Annotated in this window: 17 protein-coding genes; 13 read left to right on the top strand and 4 right to left on the bottom strand. The window is 68.5% G+C overall.

Annotation, left to right across the window (positions count from 1 at the left end):
- Window positions 1-23 precede the first annotated feature (23 nt).
- The 10 genes from U7230_RS07380 to U7230_RS07340 all read left to right on the top strand — a co-directional run bounded on the left by U7230_RS07380 (window position 24) and on the right by U7230_RS07340 (window position 13,960).
- Window positions 24-4,931, top strand: a complete 4,908-nt coding sequence (locus U7230_RS07380; protein ID WP_324718077.1) for a DUF3320 domain-containing protein — start codon at window positions 24-26, stop codon at window positions 4,929-4,931.
- Window positions 4,932-5,988: 1,057 nt separating this feature from the next.
- Window positions 5,989-6,168 (top strand): hypothetical protein, encoded by a 180-nt coding sequence (locus tag U7230_RS07375; protein WP_324718076.1) that lies wholly within the window; start codon window positions 5,989-5,991, stop codon window positions 6,166-6,168.
- A gap of 359 nt (window positions 6,169-6,527) precedes the next feature.
- Window positions 6,528-6,830 (top strand): hypothetical protein, encoded by a 303-nt coding sequence (locus tag U7230_RS07370; protein ID WP_324718075.1) that lies wholly within the window; start codon window positions 6,528-6,530, stop codon window positions 6,828-6,830.
- A 33-nt stretch (window positions 6,831-6,863) separates the two neighbouring features.
- On the top strand, window positions 6,864-7,247 hold the full coding sequence (locus tag U7230_RS07365; RefSeq protein ID WP_324718074.1) for a hypothetical protein: 384 nt from the start codon (window positions 6,864-6,866) through the stop codon (window positions 7,245-7,247).
- 189 nt (window positions 7,248-7,436) lie between these two features.
- The gene (locus U7230_RS07360; RefSeq protein WP_324718073.1) at window positions 7,437-8,312 is read left to right on the top strand and encodes a hypothetical protein; all 876 of its coding nucleotides are present in this window, start codon (window positions 7,437-7,439) and stop codon (window positions 8,310-8,312) included.
- A gap of 806 nt (window positions 8,313-9,118) precedes the next feature.
- Window positions 9,119-9,415, top strand: a complete 297-nt coding sequence (locus U7230_RS15420; protein ID WP_404980590.1) for a DUF2283 domain-containing protein — start codon at window positions 9,119-9,121, stop codon at window positions 9,413-9,415.
- Window positions 9,416-9,858: 443 nt separating this feature from the next.
- A complete protein-coding gene (locus U7230_RS07355) occupies window positions 9,859-10,746 on the top strand; it encodes a hypothetical protein (protein ID WP_324718072.1) in 888 nt (295 codons plus the stop codon).
- 252 nt (window positions 10,747-10,998) lie between these two features.
- Entirely contained in the window at window positions 10,999-11,169 is a 171-nt protein-coding gene (locus U7230_RS07350) for a hypothetical protein (protein WP_324718071.1), read from the top strand.
- 418 nt (window positions 11,170-11,587) lie between these two features.
- The gene (locus U7230_RS07345) at window positions 11,588-11,893 is read left to right on the top strand and encodes a nucleotidyltransferase family protein (protein WP_324718070.1); all 306 of its coding nucleotides are present in this window, start codon (window positions 11,588-11,590) and stop codon (window positions 11,891-11,893) included.
- Between the two features lie 552 nt (window positions 11,894-12,445).
- The gene (locus U7230_RS07340) at window positions 12,446-13,960 is read left to right on the top strand and encodes a tetratricopeptide repeat protein (protein WP_324718069.1); all 1,515 of its coding nucleotides are present in this window, start codon (window positions 12,446-12,448) and stop codon (window positions 13,958-13,960) included.
- A gap of 150 nt (window positions 13,961-14,110) precedes the next feature.
- Here U7230_RS07340 and U7230_RS07335 read toward each other — a convergent pair whose 3' ends face one another.
- The 4 genes from U7230_RS07335 to U7230_RS07320 all read right to left on the bottom strand — a co-directional run bounded on the left by U7230_RS07335 (window position 14,111) and on the right by U7230_RS07320 (window position 21,300).
- On the bottom strand, window positions 14,111-15,079 hold the full coding sequence (locus tag U7230_RS07335; protein WP_324718068.1) for an SWIM zinc finger family protein: 969 nt from the start codon (window positions 15,077-15,079) through the stop codon (window positions 14,111-14,113).
- Entirely contained in the window at window positions 15,072-18,377 is a 3,306-nt protein-coding gene (locus tag U7230_RS07330; RefSeq protein ID WP_324718067.1) for a DEAD/DEAH box helicase, read from the bottom strand. Before U7230_RS07330 ends, U7230_RS07335 begins: the two co-directional genes overlap by 8 nt.
- 97 nt (window positions 18,378-18,474) lie before the next feature.
- On the bottom strand, window positions 18,475-19,851 hold the full coding sequence (locus tag U7230_RS07325) for an L-cystine transporter (RefSeq protein WP_404980650.1): 1,377 nt from the start codon (window positions 19,849-19,851) through the stop codon (window positions 18,475-18,477).
- Between the two features lie 477 nt (window positions 19,852-20,328).
- Window positions 20,329-21,300 carry an aldo/keto reductase gene (locus tag U7230_RS07320; RefSeq protein WP_324718065.1) on the bottom strand — a complete coding sequence of 324 codons (972 nt, stop codon included), beginning with the start codon at window positions 21,298-21,300 and terminating at the stop codon, window positions 20,329-20,331.
- 322 nt (window positions 21,301-21,622) lie between these two features.
- Here U7230_RS07320 and nuoE point away from each other — a divergent pair, with 322 nt between their 5' ends.
- From nuoE to U7230_RS07305, 3 genes are read left to right on the top strand one after another with little or no spacing between them, the layout of a single operon-like run.
- Complete coding sequence (gene nuoE / locus U7230_RS07315) at window positions 21,623-22,186, top strand: NADH-quinone oxidoreductase subunit NuoE (RefSeq protein WP_324718064.1); 564 nt, start codon at window positions 21,623-21,625, stop codon at window positions 22,184-22,186.
- Complete coding sequence (locus tag U7230_RS07310; RefSeq protein ID WP_324718063.1) at window positions 22,179-24,125, top strand: NADH-quinone oxidoreductase subunit NuoF; 1,947 nt, start codon at window positions 22,179-22,181, stop codon at window positions 24,123-24,125. Before nuoE ends, U7230_RS07310 begins: the two co-directional genes overlap by 8 nt.
- A 1-nt stretch (window position 24,126) precedes the next feature.
- Window positions 24,127-25,890 (top strand): [FeFe] hydrogenase, group A, encoded by a 1,764-nt coding sequence (locus U7230_RS07305; RefSeq protein WP_324718062.1) that lies wholly within the window; start codon window positions 24,127-24,129, stop codon window positions 25,888-25,890.
- Window positions 25,891-25,918 lie beyond the last annotated feature (28 nt).

Genomic DNA, 25,918 nt, shown 5'->3' with positions numbered 1-25,918 from the left:
CGCGGAGGGGCCGTGAAGTACGCATGACGCAGCAGGTGACCGAAGGGGCGACCATCGACCAGCGGGCGATACAGCAGGCCGGGCGGTACATCGCGGATTGGAAGCGCTCTCTTCTCGACCTGTCGAGGCGAAACCGCCTCATCGATTTCCACAAGGGCTTTGCGACCCGGGTGCAGATCACGAGCCCGGGGCTCAGTGCCCTCTATGCAGCTCTCGTCGTCGAGGAGAGGCAGCTCGCTTTCCCGTACGTCCGCGGCATCACGATCGAGGACCTCGACCTCGGGGAGACCGTCGAGCCGGGTGTCCGGGCCGTACCTGGCGACCTGGAGCTCGCTCCACCCGTGGCGACCCCGAAGGACGTGCGGGATCTCCACCGCAAGCTCCAGCGGCTGCGGCGAAACACGCGGACCATCTACGAAGAGCAGGGCGTCCATACGCTCTTCGTCGCGCTCGGCATGCTGGAGTGGAGGGAGACGGAGAGCGCCGAAGAGAGGGTCCACAGCCCGCTCCTGCTGATTCCGGTGCATTTGGACCGCTCCGAACAGCGTTACGTCCTGCGCCCGCACGAAGACGGGCCGGAGGTAAACCCGACCCTCGAGTACCGGCTGCAACGGGAGTTCGGCATCGCACTGCCGGCTCTCGACACGAACGGGGAGCCGGCCGAGCCGGGCGCCGCCATGGATCAGTTCCTCGGCAAGGCACGCGAGGCGGTGCGGCCCAAGGGGTGGGCCGTGCTGGAGCAGGCGTGGCTGGCGCAGTTCGCCTTCTACAAGCTCCCGATGTACCGGGACCTGGAAGCGCCCGGCGTCGCCGAGCGGGCCGCGGCACACCCGGTGGTGGCGGCGCTGTGCGGGCTGCGCGAGCGCTCCGAACTCGCGCCGGTTGACGTCCGCAAGGTCGAGGAGGAGTCGGCCCGGCCCGAGGTCTTCCCCGTGGCGGACGCCGACTCGAGCCAGCTCGAGGTGATGGAACAGGCACGCCAGGGCCGCACCATCGTGGTACAGGGGCCGCCGGGCACAGGCAAGAGCCAGACCATCCTCAACCTGATCGCGCAGGCGCTGCGGGACGGGCGGAAGGTGCTGTTCGTGAGCGAGAAGCGGGCGGCTCTCGAGGTCGTCTACGCCCGCCTGCAAGGCCTCGGGCTGGCGGACCTGTGCCTCGACCTGCACAGCAGCCGGGCCAGCCGCAAGGCCGTGGTGGAGGAGCTCCAGGCCAGTCTGGCGCGGCTCAAGGCCTGGCGCACCCGCGCCAACAAGGACGAGTTCGAGGAATACCGGCGGGTCAGGGCTCAGCTCAACCAGTACGTCGAAGAACTCCACAAGCCTCGGGATCGGCAGGGTCGCAGCGCCTTCCAGGTGCACGGGACGCTGGCCCGGCTGCACGAGGTGCCCTTCGTGGACGCTCCGCTCCCGTTCGACCGGCCCCTCGAGGTCGAGCGGGACCGGGAGAACGCGGTCTTCGAGCTGGTGCGCCAGGTCGCGAGGCTCGGCGTGTGGGACGAGGAACGCACGCACCCCTGGCGCGAGGCGGCGGCGCCGGAGGACTTCATCCCTATTGCGGAGGCGGTGAGCTCCGCGTACGGGGCTCTGAGGCGGGCGACCGAGGGCCTGCTCGGGGTGGCGAACGCGGTCTTCGAATTCACGGGAGAGCGGGTCGAGACGGCGCGGCACCTCGAGGAGCGCCTGGAGCTGCTGCGGGGGCTCGCCAGGATGCCCGATGCGACCATTCAGCCGGCCTGGCTCATGCTTGAGGAGGCCGGGCGGCGGGCGATGGTGGGGTTCGCGCGAAGCGTCGAGGAACATGCTCGCCGGAGAAGGGAGGGTGCGGCCTACCTTCGGGGGGTGGGCGTGAATCCTGGCGGGGAGCCGGGCCAGGAGCCGGACATCGAAGCCGGCGAGGTGAGGGCGCTGCATAGCGTCCTCGAGAAGGTTTCGAAGCGCCCCTGGCTCCGGCGAGTCATGGCCGAATGGAAGGTGCAGCGGCGGCTCGCCCGCCTGATAGGGCGGAAGCTGCGGCGCTCAGAGGCGGTCGGAGTGGTGCGGGCGCTTTTCGCCGTGCAGGAGAGTCGTGCGTGGATCGACGCCCACGCGGGGCGCATCCGCGGCGAGCTCGGCATCGAGCCCGGCACGGACGATTGGAACCCTGAGGCGGCCGTGCGCGCCGTGGAGTGGGCTGCCGCGACGGTGCAGGCAGGCGGGGGACACTTGAGCGAGCGCCTGCGCGAACGGCTCGTTCGCGAGGCGCCGCAGGTCATCCGGCGGACGGCCTCCTCGCTGATCGAAGCGGCCTTGAGGGCGCTGGACGAGTGGCGGTCGGCGGCGGGTGCCGAACCCGTCGTCCGGTGCTTTCCCGAGGGCTTCGGGGGGCGCTCTTTCGGGGAGGTCTCCCTGGACGAACTGCGAGACAACGCCGCCACATGGGAACGGGAGGCCGGCCGCCTCCCGGAGTGGATCGAACACCGGCGGCTGATGCGGAAGGCCGAGGAGGCGGGGCTGTCGGCGTTCTTCGCCGCCTGCCGCGCGAAGGGGCTGTCGGCCGGGCGCCTGTTCGATGGGTTCCGGCGGGCCTACTTCGCACGGTGGTTGAGGGCCGCGTACGGCGAGTCCGAGGTGTTGCGTTCGTTTCCAGGGCATGCCTGGGAGGAGATTCGCCGGAGATTTCAAGAGCTCGACGAACAGTTGCAAAAGCAGGCCGTGATCGCCACGTTCGAGGCGGTTGCGGCCCGCCTGCCCGACCCGTTGCCGGCCAGCGAGCGGACGGTGCTCGCGCGGGAGGCGCACAAGAAACGCCGTCACCTGCCTCTGCGCAAACTCTCCCCCCTCATCCCCAATCTCCTGCTGGCCGTCAAGCCGTGTCTGATGATGAGCCCGCTGTCCGTGGCGACGTACCTACCGAAGGAGCTTTTCCGGTTCGACCTGGTGATTTTCGACGAGGCGTCGCAGCTCCCGCCGGGCGATGCGGTCGGCGTGTTGCTGCGAGGCGGGCAGGCGGTGATCTTCGGCGACAACAAGCAACTGCCGCCGACGGATTTCTTCCGGGCGCACGCGGAGGGCGAGGAGGACGAGCCGGACGCCCAGGACTATGAGAGCATTCTCGACATCGCGAGCGTCTACTTCCCCGGGCCTATGCTCAAGTGGCACTACCGCAGTCGGGACGAACGCCTCATCGCGTTCTCCAACAGGTACTTCTACGACCGCCAGCTCATCACGTTCCCCGCTCCCGGGACCGACGGCGTCGCGACCGGGGTTTCCTTCGTGCACGTGCCGGACGGTGTCTTCGGCAAGGGCGGGTCTCGCACCAACCGGGTCGAGGCCGAGCGGGTCGCCCAACTCGTGCTCGAACACTGCCGGACGACGAGCGGGTTGTCGCTGGGGATCATCACCATGAGCATCGAGCAGCGGGACGCCGTCGAGGAGGCGCTGCGCAGGCTGCTGAGGGCGCACCCGCAGGTGAAGTTGCCCGACAAAGAGGAGTTCTTCGTGAAGAACCTGGAGACGGTTCAGGGGGACGAGCGCGACGTCATCGTCTTGAGCGTCGGATACGGGCCTTCTGAGCCAGGCGGGACGCCTTCGCTCAACTTCGGCCCGCTCAACCGCATGGGGGGCGACCGGCGGCTGAACGTCGCCATCACCCGGGCGCGGTATCGGATGATCGTGGTCTCGTCGATGACTCCAGAGCAGCTGGCGGGCGTCGTCGGCCAGGCGCGCTGGGACGGGCCGAAGATGCTGGCGGGGTATCTGCGCTATGCGAAGGACGGCGGGGTCGACGCAGACGCGCGGGGCACCGGGCAGCCGGAGAGCGAGTTCGAGGAGGCCGTGCGGGACGCGCTGGTGGGGCGGGGGTATGAGGTGGATTGCCAGGTCGGGGTGTCGGGCTATCGCATTGACCTGGCCGTGAGGGACCCCGATTTGCCCGGGCGCTACATCGTCGGCATCGAGTGCGACGGGGCCACCTACCACTCGGCGCGAACGGCTCGAGACCGTGACCGCATCCGGCAGGTGGCCCTTGAGAACCTGGGGTGGAAGATCCTGCGGGTCTGGTCGACGGGGTGGATCCGCGACCCGGCTAGGGCGACCGAGCGCCTCGTCGAGGCCATCGAGCGGGTGCGCGGGGGCGAGGGGCGGGCCGACGGCAATGACGGCCGGGCGAGCGGCGACAGGCCGGCGTACGGCGCCGACGGGTCGGCGCAGGGCGACGACAGGCCAGCGCACCGCAACGATGGGCCAGCGCAAGGCAAGGACGGGCGGCCGCTAAACGCTATGCGGAGCGGCGATACAGGTGGCGCGCCGAGCAGCGATGGGGCTGGCGGATCGAGCGGGGATGCGGGCCGAGGCGCCGGCGGCGCCCCTGATTCCGTCGTCCGGTTGCCAGCTTACCGGGCGTACCAGGGTGGCCGGGACCTGGTCCGGGCCTCAGCCATCGTGGACGAACACCCCGACGACCTGGCGGAGCTGACCCGCCAGGTCGTGGAGGTCGAAGCGCCTGTCCACGTAGAGCAGCTGTACGAGCGGCTGCGCGGCCTTTACGGTCATTCGAGGGCGGGCAAACGGATCCGGGATGCCCTGTCCCGAGCCGTCTCCCGGGCGGTCAGACGGGGGTGGGTGAGCAAACAGGGAGACTTCTTGTGGAAGGCGAACCGGGAGTCTTCGGGCGCTCCGCCTCGAGGGCCTGGTGATGTGGCGCGGCCGCCCGAGCACATCTGTGCGGAGGAGTGGGAGGCGGCGGTACTCGAGGTGCTGGGTCAGCTCGGAGCCACCGAACGGTCTCGCGCCGCTCGGGCCATCGCCTCGGCTGTGCTCGGGTATAGCCGGATTTCGGCCCGGGCCCGCGACCACGTCACAGAGGCTATCGACCGCCTCGTCGCCAAGGGCAGGCTCCTCGACCTCCATGGCGTGCTGCACGTCAAGCCTCTGGAGAGATCAAGCCCATGACCGGGTTATCCGGAAAGCGGCTCGGCAACCAGATGTCGACCCTGGTGAAGTGTAAGTTGGTCGTGGCCGTTGGCGAGTCTGCTGTAGGACGTGGTGCCCAGTGTGGGGGCAGATCTTCCACGGTACCCGGGTTATGGGGCTAAGTTCAAGCTCGGCCGTCATCAAGGGCTGATGCGCGGAGTGCGGCGCTGGGTAAGACCGCGGATTCAGCAGGGTCGCGCCATCCTGCGGATTCCTCCGAAATCCACCACCGATTCCGATCCATGCCGACTACCGGGTACGACACATGCCGTCCACCCGGTACGATCCATACCGACCACTCGTCGGAGCGAACCGGCGCCGGGCCGGGTGCTCTCCTAAGGTGGTCGGTATCAGTTCAAAGCGGGCACTCCTTCCCCTCGTCGCAGGGCCTGTGCGAGTGTGGACAGGCCGGAGCGCGGCGCAGGCCTGTCCCAGAGGCGGTGGGCAACAAGAAGGTTATCCGCCTCCAAGGCATTTCCAAGGATGACACCGGCGACGGCGAGGAGGATCTGAGGCGCAGGCAGGGAAAGCTGTTCCTGCGAGCGAAGGAGACGCCATAGTGGCGGACATACGTTTGGTATTGTCGCAGCTCATGGTTCCTGCAGCGCTGGGCCCCGTAACCCAGCGCCGGCTTGAAGCGGTAGCCAACGTCCTTGGGGAAAACCCAGTGGTCGTGGCCCAGGAGGGGGTCTCGCCCGGTTCCGGGGTAGTGATTACGGCGACGGGTTTGCATGTAGAACTGACGCCGGGATCCGTCGCGGCCGGATTCCATGGGGTCCAGGGGGCCAGACTCGAGCGTGCAGCGGCTGCGCTGAACCAGGTGATCCGCGCTACTGTCGCTGAGCCGACGGGTGGTGCGGTCGCCCGTTTCGTAGCACACGTCCTGGCAAGCGAACGAGCCGTCGATATACTGAACCGGCAGGTCAGCGACGTGCACCGGCGGTTGCCCGGGCGGCTAGAGCAGTGGTTGTGGGGTATCGGTTATCGGTATCTCTTGAGGACCCCGAGCGCACGAGGCGAATGCCGTATCGAGCCCTTGCTGAGTGACCCTTCGTGGGCCTTCCTCGAGTATGTACTCGGGTCTGTGGAGCAGCTACCTGCGGCAGCGCTCGAGCGCTTTGCGGCGGAGCGACAGCAAGAGTTCGAAGGATGGGTGCAAGAGGTGAGCGCGGAGCTCGATCGTGCTGGCAAGAAGGGGGTCGGCGGACCGGCATGAGCGCCCCCTCGCGGATGACAGGGAGCCGCAGGAAGGACTGGGTGTCTGTGGAGCGGCCGGCCAGGGGTCTACTGCTGAGCCATTCCGGAATGAGCGTGTCTGCCAATACGTGGGAGTCGTTTGTGTCGAGACAGGATGCGACGCGTTTACTAACACAGTTGGCCGGTCCGGTCGGCCCTATCCGTCTGGACGCGGGATGGGTAGAGCGCTTCGAGCGAGAGCTTAACGTGGATAGCGCATACCTTTTGGCTGATTTGCATCGTCGGTCGAGCCCCCTTGCCTTGCTCGCGTCCATGGCCGAAACCGTTGGCCGAAAGGTCTCTGAGCGTGCGGCCGCTACATTGGGACAACTCGAGCGCATGGGTGTTGAGGTTCGGGGCTGGGTGGACCTTGGGGTTTACTTGACTGAACACGAGGGGCTGGACGTTGCTCTCCGAGAGGTTTGTTTGCAGTGCCAGGAGTTGTTCCCGTCGACTACGCTATCAGCAGAGTTCTACAAGGACCCTGAGATCGACAGCTATCAGTACCCGATCGTGTATGTACATGTTGAGGATGTCAGCTCCGAGCAGTTTACGAAACTTCAAAGGGTACGGGAGCACATCACGTCGTTGCTCGGCGGTACCGTGGGTTGGGTCGGAGTCGACTTCCGTGTTCTAAGCTGACGAGCCCAGGTACGCAGTTAGTTGGCAGTAACGATGGGGTTTGACTGGGGAGAGTTCATCGACCTCGCCGAGTATCTCGGCCAGTTCAACCCGCGAGGCACTCCCGGCTTTACGAAACAAGCCATGCACCGCGCGGGTGTGAGCCGCGCCTACTTCGGAGCCTTCGGGCTTCTGAGACGCTGGGCAGAGACGCAAGGGTTTCAGGCTCAGCGCGATGCGAATGATCATCTGGAGCTCGTACGCTTTCTCCAGGCCCACGGTTTCAACGCTGTTGCCGGAAGGCTGATCGACCTTCGGCGCAGTCGAAACCGTTGCGACTACGACGATACAGTCCCGGGCCTCGACTACTTGTCTTCTGCTGCTGTACAGGAAGCCAGGTGGTTGTCCGCGTTCGCCCGCACGAACGGCAGCTCCTGAACTTTCGAGCGTGGCTTGGAGAACGCGCGTTGCTGATGTCCGGTGGCGGGCTTCCCGGCAAGATGAGCATACATGGTGGGCCATCGGAATGAATAGCGCCATCGTCGGCGGCAGCAACTCCCTCGCTCGGACCTCAGGAGAGACTGAAAACAGTAGCTTCCGTATCTCCGTTGATCGCGGGTGACGCGCTTGTTCAGTACCAGGGAAATCGCCACGGCGATCTGGCTGGTGGTCTTCCTCGTGCTGGTTCTAAGGAAAGCCGAGGTCCGGCACGAGGTTGCAGGGGTTCTCCGGGCGGGTGCACACCCCAAGATTGTTCTTCCCATCGTATGCCTGGCGGCTTACACCGCCTTGGCCGTGTGGGCCCTGAGGACCGTCTCCTTGTGGAATCCCGCACTCCTCAAGGAGACGGTGCTTTGGTTTGTCCTTACCGGGCTCGCGACGGCATCGGAGGCAATCACCTCGGCCAGTCCTCATAGGGTAATCAGGACTGCGGTTCGCGATAGCCTTAGAGTCGTGGTGCTCTTCGAGTTCTTGGTCGGTTCGTATACTTTTCCGCTGTTCTGGGAACTGATACTCGTACCGTTGGTAGTTATCGTGAGTATGATGGATATTGTAGCACGTAGGGACCGGAAATCTTCCGAGATCGCCGCGTTTTTACACTGGATTCAGGTCGTTGTCGGGTTGGCCATAGTAGGGAGTGCACTTTACCAGGCAGCTATAGACTACGCGACGCTTGTCTCACCGGGCACCCTCAGAATTATTGCGCTGGGGCCTATACTGACGCTGATGTTCATTCCGGCCATTTACGTGCTGCTCTTGTGCACGAACTACGAGGAGGCCTTCATTGGCCTATACGTAGGAGAGCCGAAGGATCGGTCCTTAATACGGTACGCTAAACGAAGGATGCTCATCTATGCCAATGTGAGCCTGGACCGCGTCCTCGAGCTCAGGAGGAGGGGAGTTCAGATAAGGTGGATTAACAGTCGAGAGGATGTAGATGAACTCATCCGAGGCCTTCAACGGGTGAGAGCACGTAACGGCCAGCTTGGCCAGCCCGAGTAAGGGTTCGAGGAGCAGCCGTCGAAACAGGCGCGACAGCGTTCCCGGACAGGACGCCGGTGGAGGAGGCAGGGGGAGTAGGTGTAAGGATGCCTCGGATCTGGTTTCACCAGGGAACCTGGGCACCGTGGATCATAGTGTTCGTCGTAGCGATCGGCGGTGTGCTCGACTGGATTGGTCGGATTCAGGTATCAATCGCGTTCGCGCAGTGGCTGAGCGTTCCGCAGGCGTTTCCGCGCGTATGGGGGGTTGCAGCAATAATGGGGCTCGTCTGGCTCTTCTATGCCGCTACCCACCCGAGCGTGCCTCCGGATTGGTCCGAACATTACGCGTTTGGTGTTCGCTGGGGTGCGACCCGGAATGCAAACGGAGCGCTTGAAATCCGCGGGCCTTACTGCCCAAGTCCGCGGCATGGGGACCGGCTACAGCTTCGCGCGGGTACCACGGTCCGCGACGTCACTGACACGGACCTCGTTGACGCTGCAGGCGACGTACTAACCTGTCCGACGTGCGGAGGGTGCTACACTTTGGACACGCAGCCTGGTCGGTCCGTAAGGCTAGGCCACGCCAAGGCTCGTGTAGCCAAGATCGTCCTGGAGCCTCAGGTTGCGAGATTGATCAAGATGGTCTTGCTGGCGGCGTTCGGACTGGTCGCGGGCCTCGCAATCGGTGGTGCGGACTGATGGTGGGTTACCGCTCATTTGCGTGGTGTGTTCGTGGACGTAGACAGGCAGCCTCCCCAAGTGGTGACAGCCTACCGAACCAGCAAGATGGACAAGTACTGGAGGCGACCTTGATGAAGATCAGGTATGGGCCGCAACGGACAGCTGACCATCGTGTTGCGGGAGGCACCGGTATCGGAAAGCGATGAAGACAGGCTGGGCGTCATTCTTGACTCTGATGCCAGAGGCAATCTGGTCGGCCTTGAGATCCTGGACGCCTCAAGGCGAATGAGCGAGCCAGGATCTATTCAATCCAAGCAACGTAGAGGTAGCGGGGCCGCCGCCCAGCGTGCCCCCGGGGGAACCGGCAAGACGCTGCTCTTGCGGAGCGTGCGGCGCGCCTGGTCCGGGGCGGGACGGTCGCCTCCCGAATGCTGTCCGTGACGCTTCCCAACCTTCCACCCACCCAGACGCGCGTGGACTGCGACTTCACGGCCGACGGTATCAGGACGGGCACGACTGGCTGGATGCCGTGGTGAGCGAGAAGGTGCGGCGGGAGCTGAGGTGGCAACCGAACACGCCCTTCGAGGCCGGGCTCGGGCGGACGGTCGAGGGGTATCTGGCGAGCCTGGAGCAGGTCCGGCGGTGGCGGGTGAGCACCGGCGCTGCTTCAACGCGGTGTACGAGCGGGGATGGATGGCGGCGGGGGAGGTACCGATGCCGGGCGGGGAGGCCACACGTGGAGGGGCCTGCCATGCATGGGGTCGTGCCTCCTGCTCTGCTGCACTGCATGCTGGGTTGACCATTGAGGGGGCTTACCGGCACCGTCCAAGTAGCTAGCGGTGGCGTCATCGAGGCGCCTGTTCCGCGGGGTGGGAGATGGGGCCTTGTACAGAATCGTCAACACGTTTCCCGAGTTCCTCGAAATGTGGAAAGCGGCTGCGCGGCTGTCGCCCGAGGAGCAATTGGACGCCTGGGTCGCCCGATACATGGCGACCTACCCTGAGCTTCTCCGTAAGCAGCAAGAGGATTATGCCCGTGGGGGCGAAGATTGGCGGCGTGTGGCGCTCGAGCGCGTGCTGCCCTCCTGGCCGGCCCGGTTACCCGTGATGGCCCAGATACAGCGCGACCTGGCCGAGGTCGTGGGGCCGGTTTATCGGCAGGCTCAGCACCACCTGGGGCTGGACTGCGAGGTCATGGTCGTCATCTACGTGGGTCTAGGTTGCGGGGCGGGCTGGGCCACGACCTACCAGGGGAAACACGCATGCCTCTTCGGGCTCGAGAACATCGCCGAATGCGGCTGGACCACGCGAGAGAGCCTGGCCGGTCTCACCGCACACGAACTGGGGCATGTTTTCCATGCCTGGTGCCGGGGGGTCTTCGAGCTCGAGGGGGAGCAGAGCGGGCCGTTTTGGACGCTCTATGCGGAGGGCTTTGCTCAGCGGTGCGAGCACATCGTCATGGGCTATGACAGCTGGCATGAGCAGCACGGGCATCGGGACGGTGCCAGGGACTGGATTACCTGGTGCCGCGACAGCCAGGTCAAGCTGGCGCAGGAGTTCCTGCGGCGGGTCCGGGCAGGAGAGTCGACCAGGGAGTTTTTCGGATCCTGGTACGACATCGAAGGATGGCGCCAGTCCGGTTACTTCCTGGGCCACGAGGCGATCAAGAGGCTGGAAGTCCAGCTCCCTTTGGCGCGGATCGCCTTGTTGAGTTCCGAGGAAGTCGAGCGTGCAATGGAGGCGATCCTCGCCGACATGGCCGGCGCAAGGTGAAGGACGGGGGCGAGCAGGGCGCCGTTACAGGCGGGCCCGGTCACGTGGAATGAGCAGCCTGAATGGAATTCGGGCAAAGCCGCGGTGCGGGGTTGGCTTCGGGCGGAGCCGGATCGGGGTGGCTACGGGGTGCACTACCGTCTCGGGCCTGCCGCTTTGGGGCAACAGGTGCAGGTGTCCCGAGAGCCGGAGGAGATGGTCGCCGCGGCGGTTGAGCACTTGGGGCACCGACCGGTGAGAATACTTGAGCTCTTGGCGACGACCTACTACCTGCACAAGGGGCTCGACGGCAAGCGACGCGACAGTGAACGCACGGTGAGGGACGTCCTGGCGCTCAAGCCCCATTTCAGTGCAGCGGACGTGAGGGGCGCCCTGGGTGAACTGGCCAGGCTGGAGGAAGCGGCGCGCGGCGGGGTCCGGTGAAGGGGAGCCTTGGCGGCTGTCTCCCGCCCCTCGTCACCGGGTCTGTAATGCCGTGCGACAGGAAGGCGGGCGGCGCATGGCGCTGCACGAGCCCGGGCGGGCGGGGCGGATCCTAACGGGGCCGGGTAAAGCGTCGACGGGCAGATGGTCGGGGGTAGCGGAATGGGGGTCTCGGGCCCGGAGGAGCTGGGCAGGCGGTTGGAGCTGGCCTGGACCCTGGTCGGCGGCAGCGGGAGCGCTACGGCCGCGGCGTGGTATACTGGGCCTGCCGACACCATCCCGAGGGTCAATGCGCCTGTGGTGCGGATGGGAGTGGGTACCGGGAGCCACGGACGGCGGCGACGGTCGTCGTCGGCAAGCGGCTCACCGAGTGGCTGCGCCGGACGATCACCCGGGGTGAGGGGAGCGCAATCAAGCGGTGGGCGTTAGGTTGGAACTGGACTCAGAGGCCATCGCGCGATTCTGCCAAAAGCATGATATTCAGGAATTGTCGCTTTTCGGATCGGTCCTAAGGGAGGACTTCCGGAGCGATAGCGACGTAGACGTGCTGGTTCAGTTTAACCCGGGCGTCCGGACGGGGCTGTTGGAGTACTGTCGCATCCTTGAGGAGCTGGAAACCCTGCTCGGCCGCAAGGTTGACTTGGTCACACCGGACGGCCTGAGCCCTTACCTGAAGGACCGTATCCTGGCGTCGATGGAGGTCATCTATGCCCGCCGAGCGTGACGACCTGGTTTTCGTTCGTCACATCCTGGATGCCATCAGTAAAATCCAGCGCTATACGGCAGGCATGACCTGGTGTGGGAGACCGTCCAGCGGGACCTTCCGCAACTGCTTTCCATGCTCCGGCCGTTGGTAGAGGGGAACGAGATGAGGGGTGAGGGCAATGGCCAGGGTTCTTCCAACCACGGCACTGCAAGTCGGTAGCTTCTGGTCGCGACCCCAGTACGGTCTGTCCGTGGCCAGGCTAAGACCCCCACACGTGGCCATGAAAAAGCCGCACCAGGCGCAACGCCGTGGTTCGCCGGGACGCCACCAACCACCGAGCGCTGCGCCTGCTCATCGGCAACGACACGGAAGAAGCGGAGGCCGCGGGCCCGATGGGGAGTGGTCGGCCTTTCGCATGAGGACATCGAGGTCACCCGCTGTCTATGGGGCCGCAGGAAATCGCGCAGCTGGCCGGAATGGAAGGCCGGGGAAGGGCAGCCGGGCGTGGTCATGGAAGGAGCGACTCCGGTGCGGCGGCGAGCGGTGTTTCCGGGAGGGAGTGGCCCGGGCGTGGGTAGAGGCGCCGGTGGCCTTGCCGTGAAAGCCGAGCGCATGGTGGACGAGGGGCGGGCGGCCCTCGAGCGCGGGGACATGCAGCGGGCGCTCGCATGCTTCGAGCGCGCCACCGCGATATCTCCCATCCCCGCGGCGCTCAACAACCTGGCCCTGGTGGTGCTGGAGCACCGCAAGGACCCGGCAGAGGCTCTGAAGATCCTGCAGCCCAACCTGGAGCCGGCGCCGCAGCCGCAGTCCGATTCAGCGGTGCCGCAACAGGGCGCAGGCCACCCGTTTGCTCACGCCATTGCGGCCCGGTGCTGTCACGAGCTCGGCGAACGACAGGCCGCCCGCCGCCACCTCGACGCCGCGGTGCGAGCCTTCGAGCGCGGCCCTGCAGCGACGTTCCCGGGGCCACGCCGGACGTGGCTCGAATACACGGCCGTCATCCTGCATGCGGCCGGGACGCTGGGCGACGACCGGGGGGCGTGGGATCTCTACCGGCGATGGAGCGCTCATCACGTACTCCCGCAAAGCCACTACTTCGGGGGCATTGCGGCGTTCAATCTTCGGCGGTTCGAGGCGGCTTGCCGAGCGTGGCGGCAGAGCCACGAGCGCCGCTGGGAGTTCGTGGAAGCGTTCGCCGAGGTCGCGCAGCTCTGCGAGGCCGGACTGGTGCCCCCCTTTCGCCTGCCGTACGAGACGCCTGAGACGGAGCATCTCGCTGCCGAGCTCGAGAAGGCCCGAGGTGACGACGACGGGGTGGCGGAGATCGCCCAACGGGTGACCCGGGATCCGCTGCACCGGATGCTCCTCCTGAGCTCGACGCTGGGGAGCGGGGCATCGGGGTGGAACCGGGTGGTGCGGGAGACGTGGGCAGGCGGCGGGCGAGAGGCGGACCGCGAGAGCGGAGTGGCCAGGCCCGAGGAGAGCGGAGCGGCACTGACGGCCCTCGTGGCCTACACCGGCGAATGGGGCGAGCAACTGGCGAGATCCATCTTCCTCTCGAACCGCACCACGATGCGGCAGAAGATGGACGCCGCCCAAGGGCTCGTCCGGGCGGGCGTGCTCGCGCTGGGAGAGAAGGTGCGGGTGCTCGTCGACGGGCGGGTCCAGTACGTGACGTTTCGCGAGAAGCCGGTCGTCATGGGCCACGATCCGGAATTGGACGAGAAGCACCGGGAGGCCCTGGCACTCAGGGACGCCGGCAGGGTCGAGGAAGCCAAGAAGATCCTGGAGGGACTGCTGCTGGAAGGCGAGCGCGTGTGGCCGCCGGCTGCCGTCACGTACGCCAATCTGTTGCGCAAGGAAGGAAAGCTGCGAGAAGCCAGAGTCTATCTCGAGATGGCCCGGAAGCTGATGCCGGATGACCCGGCCGTATTGTTCAACCTGGCGGCTCTGAGCCTGCAGGAGGGCGATTTCAACCAGGCCACAGAGCTGGTCGCGCGCATCAAGACCGACGATCCGGCGATCCTGGACGCAGTTGGCCGGCTCAACCGGCAACTGCACGAGTTGGGGCGGCGAGAGTAGCCATGGCCCGGCGCCTATGGCCTGGCGGCGGGCAAGGGCGTCCTCGTGGACTCGTCGCTGTGGACTGAGGACTACCGTCCACGAGCCGCTGGCAGGAGAGCCGGACGAGGACAGGCAGTTCGAAGAGGGGGCCGCGTCGCGCCGCAGGCGCTACTCGCACGAGCTCAGGCGCATGACGTACCGGGTCACGAGGGGATAGACGGGTTCCAGCACCTCGACCAGGTCACGGCCGGAGAGGGTGATCCCGGAAGGTCCGAGCTGGCGGAGGATGGCCGCATCGACGGCGGGGGGCGCCGGCATGCGGGCGAGGCGGGGAAGCTCGCTCGGGGCGCTCTGGGCGGCGGGAGAGGCCAATGGCCGCAACAAGGCGTCGAACAAAGGGTCTTCCGCCTCCGGCATGGCGCCCGCCGCCGGCCCGCCGTTCGCGGCCGGGACGCCATCCGTGGCCGGTGAACCGGTGGTATCGGATGAACCGGCGGTATCGGAGGATGTTTGCATCGCCTTCTCGGGCGCCCCGGCGCGCAACGCCCGCAGCGCCTCGAGAAGCTGCTCCTTCGTGCGCCCCCGCAGTGTGAAGAGGAGGAAGGGATCCCGGTCGAACTCCTCCGCCAGCAGGTAGTAGACGGCCGCGACGTGCTTGCACGGGTTAGCCCAATCCGGGCACGAACACGACGTGACGAGTTCCCGGCTGCTCTTGGGAAACAGGCTCAGCCCGGCCGTCTCGAAGGCCTCCTCGATGTCTTCCGGCATCTCGCCGGCGAGCAGCTGCGCTGCGAACACCGCCCGGCTCGCCATCTGCCGGGTGGCCGCCTCCCACTGGGGGTCCGTTAACACCGGCAAGCGGATCTCGACCCGGTACGGCGTAACCCGGAAGCCCTGCACCCGAGCCTTCGCCTGCCCGGGATGCACGTCGATGGCGAGGACCTGTCCCCGCCTCGCGTAGACCCGCCCCCGGGCGAGCCGGTTGCCGTACCCGAACGACTCGAGCACCGCCACCCATCGCCTCGACCACCACGTCTCGCCGATGGCTCCCTTCCGGCTGCGGGCGCGTATGCCGCCCTCGACCGGTATCGGTTGCGTCCGCTCGGGCCAGGGGCTGTAGCGTCCCCAGTCAGTCACGTTCGTCGCCTCCGATGGCGTCGGCCGACAGGCGCAGGAGCTCCCGCAGCTGGGCGTTGGTGAGTTCCGTGAGCCATTGCTCGCCGGCGCCGACGATGCGGTCGGCCAGGCCACGCTTGCGTTCCATGAGCTGGTCGATGCGTTCTTCGAGAGTGCCCTGGCAGATGAACTTGTGCACCTGCACGTTGCGCCGCTGCCCGATGCGAAAAGCCCGGTCGGTGGCCTGGTCCTCGACGGCGGGGTTCCACCAGCGGTCGAAGTGAAAGACGTGGTTGGCCGCCGTCAAATTGAGCCCGACGCCGCCTGCCTTCAGCGAGGCCACGAGCACCGGCGCCTCGCCACCCTGGAAAGCTGCCACGAGCTCGTCGCGCTTGCGCTTGGGGGTGCCGCCGTGCAGGAAGAGGACGGGCTGTCCCAGGCGGGCCGGCAGGTAGCGCTCCAGCAGGGAGCCCATCGAGGCGAACTGCGTGAAGACCAGCGCCCGGTCGCCTGCCGCCAGCAGTTCGTCGAGCATCTCGGCCAGGCGCGCGAGCTTGCCGGAGCGCGCTTCCCCGTTGTGCCCCTCCAGCGCGCTGTCGTCCTGCAGGAAAAGGGCCGGGTGATCGCAGATCTGCTTGAGCTTGGTCAGCGCCGCCAGGACCACGCCGCGGCGCCGGATCCCGGGCGGCGCGCCGGCGGCCTCCCCAGGCTGCCCGCCGCCCGTTTCGCCGGCCCCGTCGTCGCCCGGCGGCTGGGCCGGTGTGCCCTCGATGCTCTCGAGCTCTTGCATCAGGTCGTCGACGACCGCCTGGTACAGGGTCGCCTGCTCGGGCGTCAGGGGGCAGAACACCTTCATCTCCATCTTCTCGGGCAGGTCCTGCACGACCCGGGGGTCGGTCTTGAGCCGCCGCAGCACGAACGGCCTTACCAGGTGGCGCAGGACGGCGGCCTGGCGCTCGTCGCCGTAACGTTCGATGGGGATGGCGAAACGGCGGTGAAAGCCCTGGGCCGAGCCCAGATAGCCGGGGTTGAGGAAGTGCATGATGGACCACAGCTCGGAGAGGCGGTTCTCGATGGGCGTGCCCGTCAGGGCGATGCGCCGGGCGGCCGGCAGGGCCCGGGCGGCCTGGCTTTGGCGCGCGGAAGGGTTTTTGATGTTTTGCGCTTCGTCGAGGACGACCCGATGCCAGCGCACGGCCTGCAGCGCCTCTAAGTCCCGGTGCACCAGCCCGTATGTCGTGATGACCACGTCGGAGGCTGCCGCAGCCCTGGCGAACCGGCGCCCCGTGAGGCGCTGGGGGCCGTGGTGCACCAGCACCCGCAGCGTCGGGCCGAACCGCTCGATCTCCCGCTGCCAGTTGCCCACCACCGACATCGGGCACACGATGAGGGTCGGGCCCACGCGAGCCGGCCCGGCACCGTCGCCGGCCGCCTGCTCCTGCCGCTCGTGCAGGAGCAGCGCGATGATCTGGACCGTCTTGCCCAGGCCCATGTCGTCGGCCAGGCAGGCCCCCAACCCGGCGCTGTCGAGCCACCACAGCCATGCCAATCCCTGGAGCTGGTACGGGCGAAGCTGCCCGGCGAAGGCCGCGGGCTGCGGGACGGCCGGCAGCGCGGCGCCGTCGGCCGTGCCTTGCCTGGCCCCCCTGCCGTTGCTTTGCACCCCGCCCTGCCCGGCGGTGCCGCCGTTCCCGTGCCCGGCGAGCGCCCGTAGCCGCTCCAGCACCTTCGTGAGCGCCGGGTCGGCCCGGATGCTGCGAACCTCGATGGCCCCCGCCCCGTCGCCGGGAGCGTAGCTGGCGGGGCCTTCGACGGAGCCCGACGGGACGGAGCCCGAGAGGAAGATGCGCGCCAGGTCGGCGACGGTGCCCTCCCGGACGGCGTGCCGTTCCAGCATCTGCAGCGTCTGCTGCACCTGGGCCGGGTCGAGCTCGACCCACTGCCCGCGCACCTGCACGAGCGGCAGCTTGAGGCGCGCCAGCCGGCGGAACTCGTCGGCCGGGATCACCTGGCCCCCCAGCGCGACCTCCCAGTGGAACTGCACGAGCCCCTCGCGCCCCAGGCCGGCGCTGCGGGAGGCCGACGGACCGGCGGCGCTGCGGGCCGTCAGGCGCAGCGCGGGCCGCTCGGGCTTGCGCCACCACCCGGGGATGAGCACGCCGAAGCCGGCCTGTTCCAGCGCCGGCGCCCATTCCCGCAGGAAGCGGTACGCCTCGTCCGTCGAAAGGGGACACCCGGTGGGCCGCGGCTCCTGCAGGCTGCGCTGCAGCGGCGGGAAGAGACGGCTCGCGCGGCCGAGGTCGGCGAGGAGCCGTTCCTGGGGGTTGCGCCAGCGCCGTCGGAGATAGGCGAGGGTGGAGGAGCGTTCCTGCCACACCCGGGGAGCCTCGACCAGCAGGCTCGGGTCGTCTTTCGCCTGCAAGACGAACTGGACGAGCCACGGCTGATCGCCGCATGCCGGCTCGCCGCCGGCGGGCGACGGCACATCGCCGGAAGTCTCTGGCCCGCCGGGTGTCGACGGCGTGCCGGGCGGCACGAGGCGGAAACAGGTGCGGAACTCGGCCTCCGGCTCCTCGAACAGCGGCCGCAACCAGGCGTGCAGCGCCGAACGAAGGCGTTGCCGGGCCGCCCCGTCCTGCCTGTCGCGCCTCAGTCGGCTGCGGGCCTTGCCGTTCTCGGAGGAGGGAGGCTCTGCGGAGCGGGTGAGCGCGGCCACCCACTCTCGCACCGCCTCGTCGTCGGCTGCCCTCTGGGCCAAACGCCTGCTTGGGCTGCGGGCCGGCTGAAAGCCGCCCAGATCCGCTCGCTCCGGGGCGGCGGCCGCGAGCGCCTGTCGTACCGTGGCGTCGAGAGCAGCCGAAAGGAAATCGAGGAGCAGCTCGGCGGCCGGCGTCGAGGGAGCGGCGCTCCGGCACTCGGGCGGCATGGCGGCGGCGAACGCCCGCACGCGCCGGACCTGGTCTGGCGAGAAGCGGGCCGGGTACCAGCGGGCCTCCCCGGTCGCGGTCAAGTACGGGACGAACTGCTGCGCGGCCGCCAGTTCCAGGGCGAAGCGAGCCACCTCGGCCCAGTACCTGACCGATGGCCCGGCGACGGCCTGCACGGTTGCCCCGCCGGGCGGCGTCCACGGGATCCGAGCCACGCCGCTGCGGTCAGCGGGCCACTTCGCCAGCCATGCCAGGGCCTGCTGCACCGGAAGCTCGACGGGACGCGCCCCGTGACGCCGCCTATCTTCGCCATCCTGCACAGATCCGGCCGGAGACGGGGCCGTCCAGATCCTGAGAAAACGGGTGTCCCATGCAGCCTCCAGCGTCGGCATCGCCAGGCCAGTTCGGCGGCGGCCCTCCGGTTCCTGCGGTGCCGCTCCCCCCAGAGCCGGTCGCTCTCGTGCTGCTCCAGTGCCTCGACCGCCCGGCTCAGCCCGTTACCTCGACGGTGCGGCTGCGGTCGGCGTAGACACCCGTGTCGAGGCTGCCGGTGAGGCGGCTCGTCAGGATGCCCGCCAGCATGCTGCCGCTCACGTTGAGGAGCGTGCGCCCCATGTCGATGAGCGGCTCCACGGAGATCAGCAGCCCGACCAGGCCGACCGGGAGGTTCATGGTCGACAGCACCAGCAGCGCCGCGAACGTGGCGCCACCGCCCAGCCCGGCCACCCCGAAGGAGCTCAGGACGACCACGGCCAGCAGCGTCGCCAGGAAGGCCGGCGAGGCCGGGTCGATCCCGGCGGCGGGCGCCGTCATCACCGCCAGCATGGCCGGATAGACGCCGGCGCACCCGTTTTGCCCGATCGACAGCGCGAACGAGGCGGCCACGTCGGCGATGCCCGACGGCACCCCCAGCTGCCGCTGGGCGCTCACGTTGAGGGGCAGCGTGGCCGCGCTGCTCCGTGAGGTGAAGGCGAAGCTCAGGACCGGCAGCGCCTTGCGCGCGTACGTGAGGGGATGGAGCCCCGCCCCGAGCAGCAACAGGAGGTGCACCCCGAACATCACGGCCAGCGCCACGTACGACGCCACCACGAACTCGCCCAGGCTCACGATGGCCCTCAGGTTGCTCGTGGCCGCCGCCCGGGCCATGATCGCCAGGATACCGTACGGCGTCAGCCGCAAGATGATCCGCACCAGGCGCAGGATCACCCCGTAGAGGGCCTCGACCAGCCGGGCGAAGTCTCCGGCCTGTTCCGGCGAATTCTCCTTGAGCCCCAGGTAGGCGAGCCCCAGCAGCCCCGCGAAGAGCACCACCCCGATGACCGACGTCGGCCGGGCGCCCGTCAGATCGAGGAACGGGTTGGCCGGCACGAGCTCGAGGAGCTTTTGCGGGAGGGTCTGCGACTGGACCCGCTCGAAGCGGGCCTCCAGCTCTCCGGCAGGAGGCGCCGTGGCCGCCGCTGTGGCGAGCCCGGAGCGGTGCAGCCCGAAGCCCAGCGCCGAGGCGATGCCGATGGAGGCGGCCACGGCCGTCGTCGTGAGGAGCACGATGAGCACGAGGCCCCCGATCTTGCCGATGTCCGAGGCCAGCTTGAGCCGGGTGAAGGCGCTCAGGATCGAGACGAAGACGAGCGGCATGGCCACCATCTGCAGCAAGCGCACGTAGCCGCTGCCCACGATGGCGAACCACTCCGTCGACCGCTTCACCACGTCCGACTCTGCCCCGTAGGCCAGCTGCATGGCGAGGCCGAGCGCCAGCCCGAGCCCGAGGCCGGCGAAGACCCGCCCGGAAAAGGAGAGGTGCTTGCGTTGCAGGGCGTAGAGGACGACCAGGAGACCCACCAGCACCGCTACGTTGAAAGCCACCATCCAGGTGGACACGCGAGTTCCCCCCAAACCGAAATCTGTACCCAACACCCGTGGTACGCGGCCATGAGCCCGTGCCATGCGCAGGCCAACTGCCCGCTACGGCCGGCAGGGCCCGCAGGGCTGCTTCACGCAGGATGCGGGAACGCGCCGCGCGACGGCCGGCGGATGCAGGCGGCTGCCGCGCTCGCTTCCCGCCGCGGACAGATGCAAAGGCGTGGAGTATAGGGCGACAGGCGAGGGGTATGCGGCGACCGGCGAGACGCGCCGTGCGACCGGCGAAAGGCGCGGGAGGAGCGGCGGCCGTTCGCGGGCCGCTCGCGCACCATCCTCGACGCGATGAGGAGCAAGACCTCCACCGGTGCCGTCACCTTCTTAGTTAACTAGCTCAACTATTGCGGACTGTCAAGCACCGAAGGGGTCGCGGCACCGGTGGGGGGATGTACGCAGCCGGCGGGAGGCACACCCGCCGGCTGCCCGCTAGTCGCCGTAGAAGTTGCGGATCCAGCGGTGCGCTTTCAGCTTTCGGAGCTGCTCGGGCGGGAGCCCCTTGCCGTCCCCGGCGGACACGTTGCGCTCCACGTGCGCGACCGACCGCATGCCGGGGATCACGGTGGAGACGGCGGGATGGCTCAGGGTGAAGCGAAGCGCGACCTCCGGCAGCTGTTCGGCCGTGATGGCGAGGTCCCGGAGGATGCGCTGCACCCGCTCGTAGACCTGCCGCTTGCGGTCCCCACGGAAGTAGTCGTTGCGCCAGTCGCCGGGCGGGAAGGTCGTGTCGGGGGTGATACGCCCGCTGAGGCCGCCCTCGTCCAGGGGCACCCGCACGATGACGCCCACGTTGTGCCGCTGGCACGCCGGAAAGAGCCGGTCTTCGGGGCTCTGGTCGAAGATGTTGTAGATCACCTGCACCGTGTCGACCACGCCCGTCTCGATCAGCCGCAGGGCGTTGTCCGGCTGGTGGTCGTTGATGGAGATCCCGAAGAAGCGGATCTTGCCCTGAGCCTTGAGCCGCTGCACCGCATCGAGCCAGTCGCCCTGGCCCACCCACTCGTCGGACCAGACGTGCAGCTGCAGGACGTCGATGGTCTCCAGGCCGAGGTTACGCAGGCTGCGCTCGGCGCAGTCGACGACGTAGGCGCCCGGGAAGACCTCCCCCGCCGGTACGCCGGGGCGAGCGGGCCACTCACCGTTTTTCGGCGGTACCTTGGTGGCCACGTAGATCGGTCCCGAGCGTTGCCGCACGACCTGGCCCACCAGCCGTTCGCTGTGGCCGTCGCCGTACGCGAGCGCCGTGTCGATGAAGTTGAGACCCAGGTCGATCGCCCGGTTGAGCGCCCGGATCGACTCCGCATCCTCGGCGCCCACCCACATGCTCTTGCCGATGCCCCAGGCCCCGAACCCGATTTCCGAGACCCGCAGGCCTGTCTTGCCCAGCGTGCGATAGTGCATCTGCCGAAAACCTCCCAAGGCGTTGTGCTGGGACCGGTCCCTTCGGCGCGGAGCGTGGGTTCCCTGTCCGGCCGCTCAGAGGGAACGACGATCGGGTAAGGGCCCGGGGGCCACCGCACGGCGCGGGCGGGGCAAGGCGTCACGGCCCGGGGACGGTTCGCGGGCGAAAGGGAGCGGAGGGCCGAAAACGATCCCGGCGGGATGACGATCATCCCAGGCGCGTAGGGACATCTGTCAATGGCCGCCGTGGTGCGGAAAAGGTGACGATCGAAGGGGCGTATCGTGAAAGTGGTCACGGGCACATCACCGAGGAGGTGTGGGTGTGGCGGTCCAACCCAGGGATGCAAGGTCCTCGTCAGGGCCCTCCCGGCGCAGCGCGACGGAGCACGGGCGGTCCACGGCCTCGCGTGGGCCGGCGACCACCCGCCGTGCCCGGTGGCTGGCGAGTGCGAGCACCCCCACGCGGCCCAACATCATTCCCATGTTGCAGAGCATCCAGGAGCAGTACGGGTATCTCCCGCGCCAGGAGATCGCGAAGGCGGCCGAGCAGTGCGAGATGAGCCTCGCCCAGGCGTACGGCGTCGCCACGTTTTACAACTTCTTCCGCCTCCAGCCCCCCGGCAGGCACACCCTTCGGGTATGCCGGGGCACGGCCTGCCACGTGAGGGGTTCGGCGGGGCTGCTGGACTACGTGGAGCAGACCCTGGGCATCCGGGCCGGCGAAACCACGCCCGATGGGGAGTTCTCGCTGGAGACGGTCGCATGCCTCGGGTGCTGCAGCCGCGCTCCGGTCGTGGTGGCGGACGGCGAGATCCACGGCAGGATGAGCCGCCAGGAGGTCGTCCGGTTGCTGCGCCGCCTCGAGAGGAGCGAGAAGCGTGACTGACGCACCGGTGGAAGTCCGCGTGGGCGCGGGCAGCTGCGGGCTGGCCGCCGGCGCCGAGCGGGTCATCGAGGCCCTCCAGCAGGCGCTGCAGGAGGCCGGGGTGTCCGCCACCGTGCGCCGCGTCGGGTGCATGGGACTGTGCGAGCGAGAAGTGCTGGTGGACGTCCGGCGCCCGGGGGCGGCGACCTTGACTTTCGGCCCCGTGAGCCCTGACGCCGCCCGGCGGCTGGTCGACCGGTACGTGGTGCACGGTGTCGTGCCGGAGGATCTCCTGGTGGGGGTCGCTCTGGGCGAGCCACCCGGAGACGTGGAGGCCCCCGTGGAGCGAGGCCCGGCAGCAGGCCGGGGCAACGGCCGGGAGGCCGGCAACGCCGAAGCCAGGGCCGCCGGTGCACCGGCGGCCGCTGCCTGCGTGCAGGTGCTGCCCCGGGTGGATCAGCTCCCTCTCATGCAGAAGCAGCAGCGCATCGTGCTCGCCAACTGCGGGCGCATCGACCCGACCCGCATCGACGAGTACGTCGCGGCGGGCGGCTACCGGGCGCTGGAGAAGGCCCTGCGTTCCATGACCCCGGAGCAGGTCCTCGCCGAGATCGAGCGCTCCGACCTGCGGGGCCGGGGGGGTGCCGGCTTCCCCACCGGGCGCAAGTGGCGGATGGCCTCGCAGCAGCCGGACCCGGAGCGCTACGTCGTGTGCAATGCTGACGAGGGCGACCCTGGAGCGTTCATGGATCGGAGCGTGCTCGAGGGTGACCCGCACCGGGTGCTCGAGGGGATGGCGCTGGCCGCCTACGCCATCGGGGCGAGGCACGGCTACATCTACGTGCGAGCCGAGTATCCTCTCGCGGTCGAGCGTATCCAGAAAGCCATCCTGCAGGCCGAGGAGTACAACTTCCTGGGGCGGCGCATCCTCGGGAGCGACTTCGAGTTTACCATCGAGGTCAAGATCGGCGCCGGAGCGTTCGTGTGCGGCGAGGAGACGGCGCTGCTCGCTTCGGTGGAGGGCCGCCGGGGCATGCCCCGTCCTCGCCCGCCGTATCCGGTGGTTTCCGGGCTGTGGGCCCATCCCACGGTCATCAACAACGTGGAGACGCTGGCCAACGTGCCGGCGATCATCGAGCGAGGGGCCGACTGGTTCCGCAGCATCGGCACCGCCACGTCCAAAGGCACCAAGGTGTTCGCCCTGACGGGCGACGTGGTCAACAGCGGTCTCATCGAGGTGCCGATGGGCGTTACCCTGCGCGAGATCGTCTACGAGGTCGGCGGCGGGATCCGGGACGGGCGCCACTTCAAGGCGGCCCAGATCGGCGGGCCGTCGGGCGGGTGCCTGCCCGAAAGCCTGCTCGACACGCCCATCGACTACGAGTCGCTGATGACGACGGGAGCCATCATGGGTTCGGGCGGGCTCGTCGTCATGGACTCGTCGAAGTGTATGGTCGACGTGGCCCGGTTCTTCCTCGACTTCCTGCGCCACGAGTCGTGCGGCAAGTGCGTGCCGTGCCGGGAGGGGACGACCCGGCTGCACGAGATGCTCGAGCGGATCGTCAGCCCGCCGGGCGGGCGGCCGAAGCGGGTCTCCCGGCAGGAGGCCGAGGCCATCCTGGACGAGATCGAGAGCCTGGGCACGCTGCTCAAGATGACCGCCGCCTGCGGGCTCGGCCAAACGGCGGCCAACCCGGTGCTGAGCACGCTGCGCTACTTCCGGGACGAGTACGTGGCCCACCTGGTGGAGGGGCGCTGCCCTGCCCGCCGCTGCGGGCCGTACCTCACTTACCGCATCAATCCGGCACTCTGCCCGGGATGCGGGGTGTGTGCCCGCAGCTGCCTGCAGGAAGCGATCGTGGGCGAGAAGCGCCAGCCGTACACCATCCTCGACGAACGGTGCATCCGGTGCGGGACGTGCGTGGAGGTCTGCCGGTTCGGCGCGGTGGAGGTGGCGTGAGATGACGGCTGCGAGCGACAAGCCAACCGTCCGGCTGACCGTCGACGGGCGCCTCGTCGAGGCGCGCCAGGGCCAGACCTTACTCGAGGCCCTGCGCCAGGCGGGTTACGAGGTGCCGACCCTGTGCCACCTCGAGGGGCTCGCGCCCTTTGGCGGGTGCCGCCTGTGCGTGGTCGAGGTGAGCGGGGCTCGGACGCTGGTCACCGCCTGCTCCCAGCCGGTGAGCGAGGGTATGGTGGTACGCACCCACACGCCGGCGGTCCACAAGGCCCGCCGGCAGGTGCTGGAGCTGCTGCTCGCCGACCACCCGCAGGAGTGCGCGTCGTGCCTGCGTTCCGACGACTGCGGGCTCAGGAGCCTGGCGGCGCGCTACGGCGCCAGGGTCGGGCTGTGGGCCGACGGCGTCCACCGGCGGGCGCTGAAGGAGGAGCCCGATGTCTCGAGCCCCTCGATCGTACGGGACGCGGCCAAGTGCATCCTGTGCGGGCGGTGCGTGCGAATCTGCCAGGAGCAGCAGGGGATAGGGGCCATCGACTTTACCGGGCGGGGTTTCGACCTGGGGGTCGCGCCCGCCTTCAAGGCGCCGCTTTCCGAGGCGGCGTGCGTGTACTGCGGCCAGTGCGTGGTGCACTGCCCGACGGGTGCGCTCACGGAGCGGGACGACACGGGGCGCGCCTGGGAACTTCTGGGACGCCCGGATACGACCGTGGTGGTGCAGATCGCGCCGGCCGTGCGCGTCTCGGTGGCCGAGGCGTTCGGCGCACCGGTCGGCACGCCCATCACCGGGCAGATCGTGGCGGCGCTGCGGCGGCTGGGGTTCTCCAGGGTGTTCGACACGGACTTCGGTGCGGACCTGACGGTGATGGAGGAGGCGGCCGAGCTCGTGCACCGGCTGGCCGCTCCCAGGGAACAGGCGCCCCTTCCGCTCATGACGTCGTGCTGCCCGGGCTGGGTCAAGTACGTGGAGCACTACTTCCCCGAGCGGCTCGGGCACCTGTCGAGCTGCCGCTCCCCGCACGAGATGGTCGGGGCGCTGGCCAAGACCTACTACGCCGAGAAGGAGGGGCTCGATCCCTCGCACGTGGTGATGGTCTCCATCATGCCGTGCACGGCCAAGAAGTTCGAGGCGCAGCGGGAGGAGCTCCAGGGGTCGGTCGACCTGGTGCTCACCACCCGGGAGCTGGTGCGGATGCTGCGCTTGGCCGGGATCGACCCGACCCGCCTGGAGCCGGAGGCCTTCGACCCGCTGATGGGCGCCTCCACGGGCGCGGCGGTCATCTTCGGGCGTACGGGCGGCGTGGCCGAGGCAGCGCTGCGCACCGCCTACTGGATGGCGACCGGGAAGGACTTGCCGGAGGAGAAGCTCGAGTGGGAGGAGCTGCACCGGGCGGGGCAGATCCGGCGGCTGCGGGTCGAGCTCGGCTCACGGGTGCTGCGGTGCGCGGTCGTGGACGGTTTGAAGGCGGCCCGGGAGCTGCTCGAGAGCCCGGAGTACGAGCAGCTCGACTTCGTCGAGGTGATGGCGTGCCCCGGCGGGTGCGTGGGAGGCGGCGGCCAGATGCGCGGGCAGGACCTGGTCGCGAGAGTGGAGCGCCGGGCGCAGTCGCTGGCCGGGCTCGACCGGACAAGCCCGCTCCGCCGGGCCCACGAGAACCCCGAGATCCGGGCGGTGTATCAGGAGTACCTCGGCTCGCCGGGAAGCGCCCGCAGCCACCAACTGCTGCACACCCACTACGTGGACCGGGGCGTGCCCCTCGCCCGGTGACGAAGCGGCGGGCGCCGGGCCGGAGCCG

The sequence above is a fragment of the Limnochorda sp. L945t genome, assembly GCF_035593305.1.
In the GTDB taxonomy this organism is placed as follows: Bacteria; Bacillota; Limnochordia; order Limnochordales; family Geochordaceae; genus Carboxydichorda; species Carboxydichorda subterranea.
Note: the sequence above shows the minus strand (reverse complement) of the source record. Positions and strands in the feature narration are given on the sequence as shown.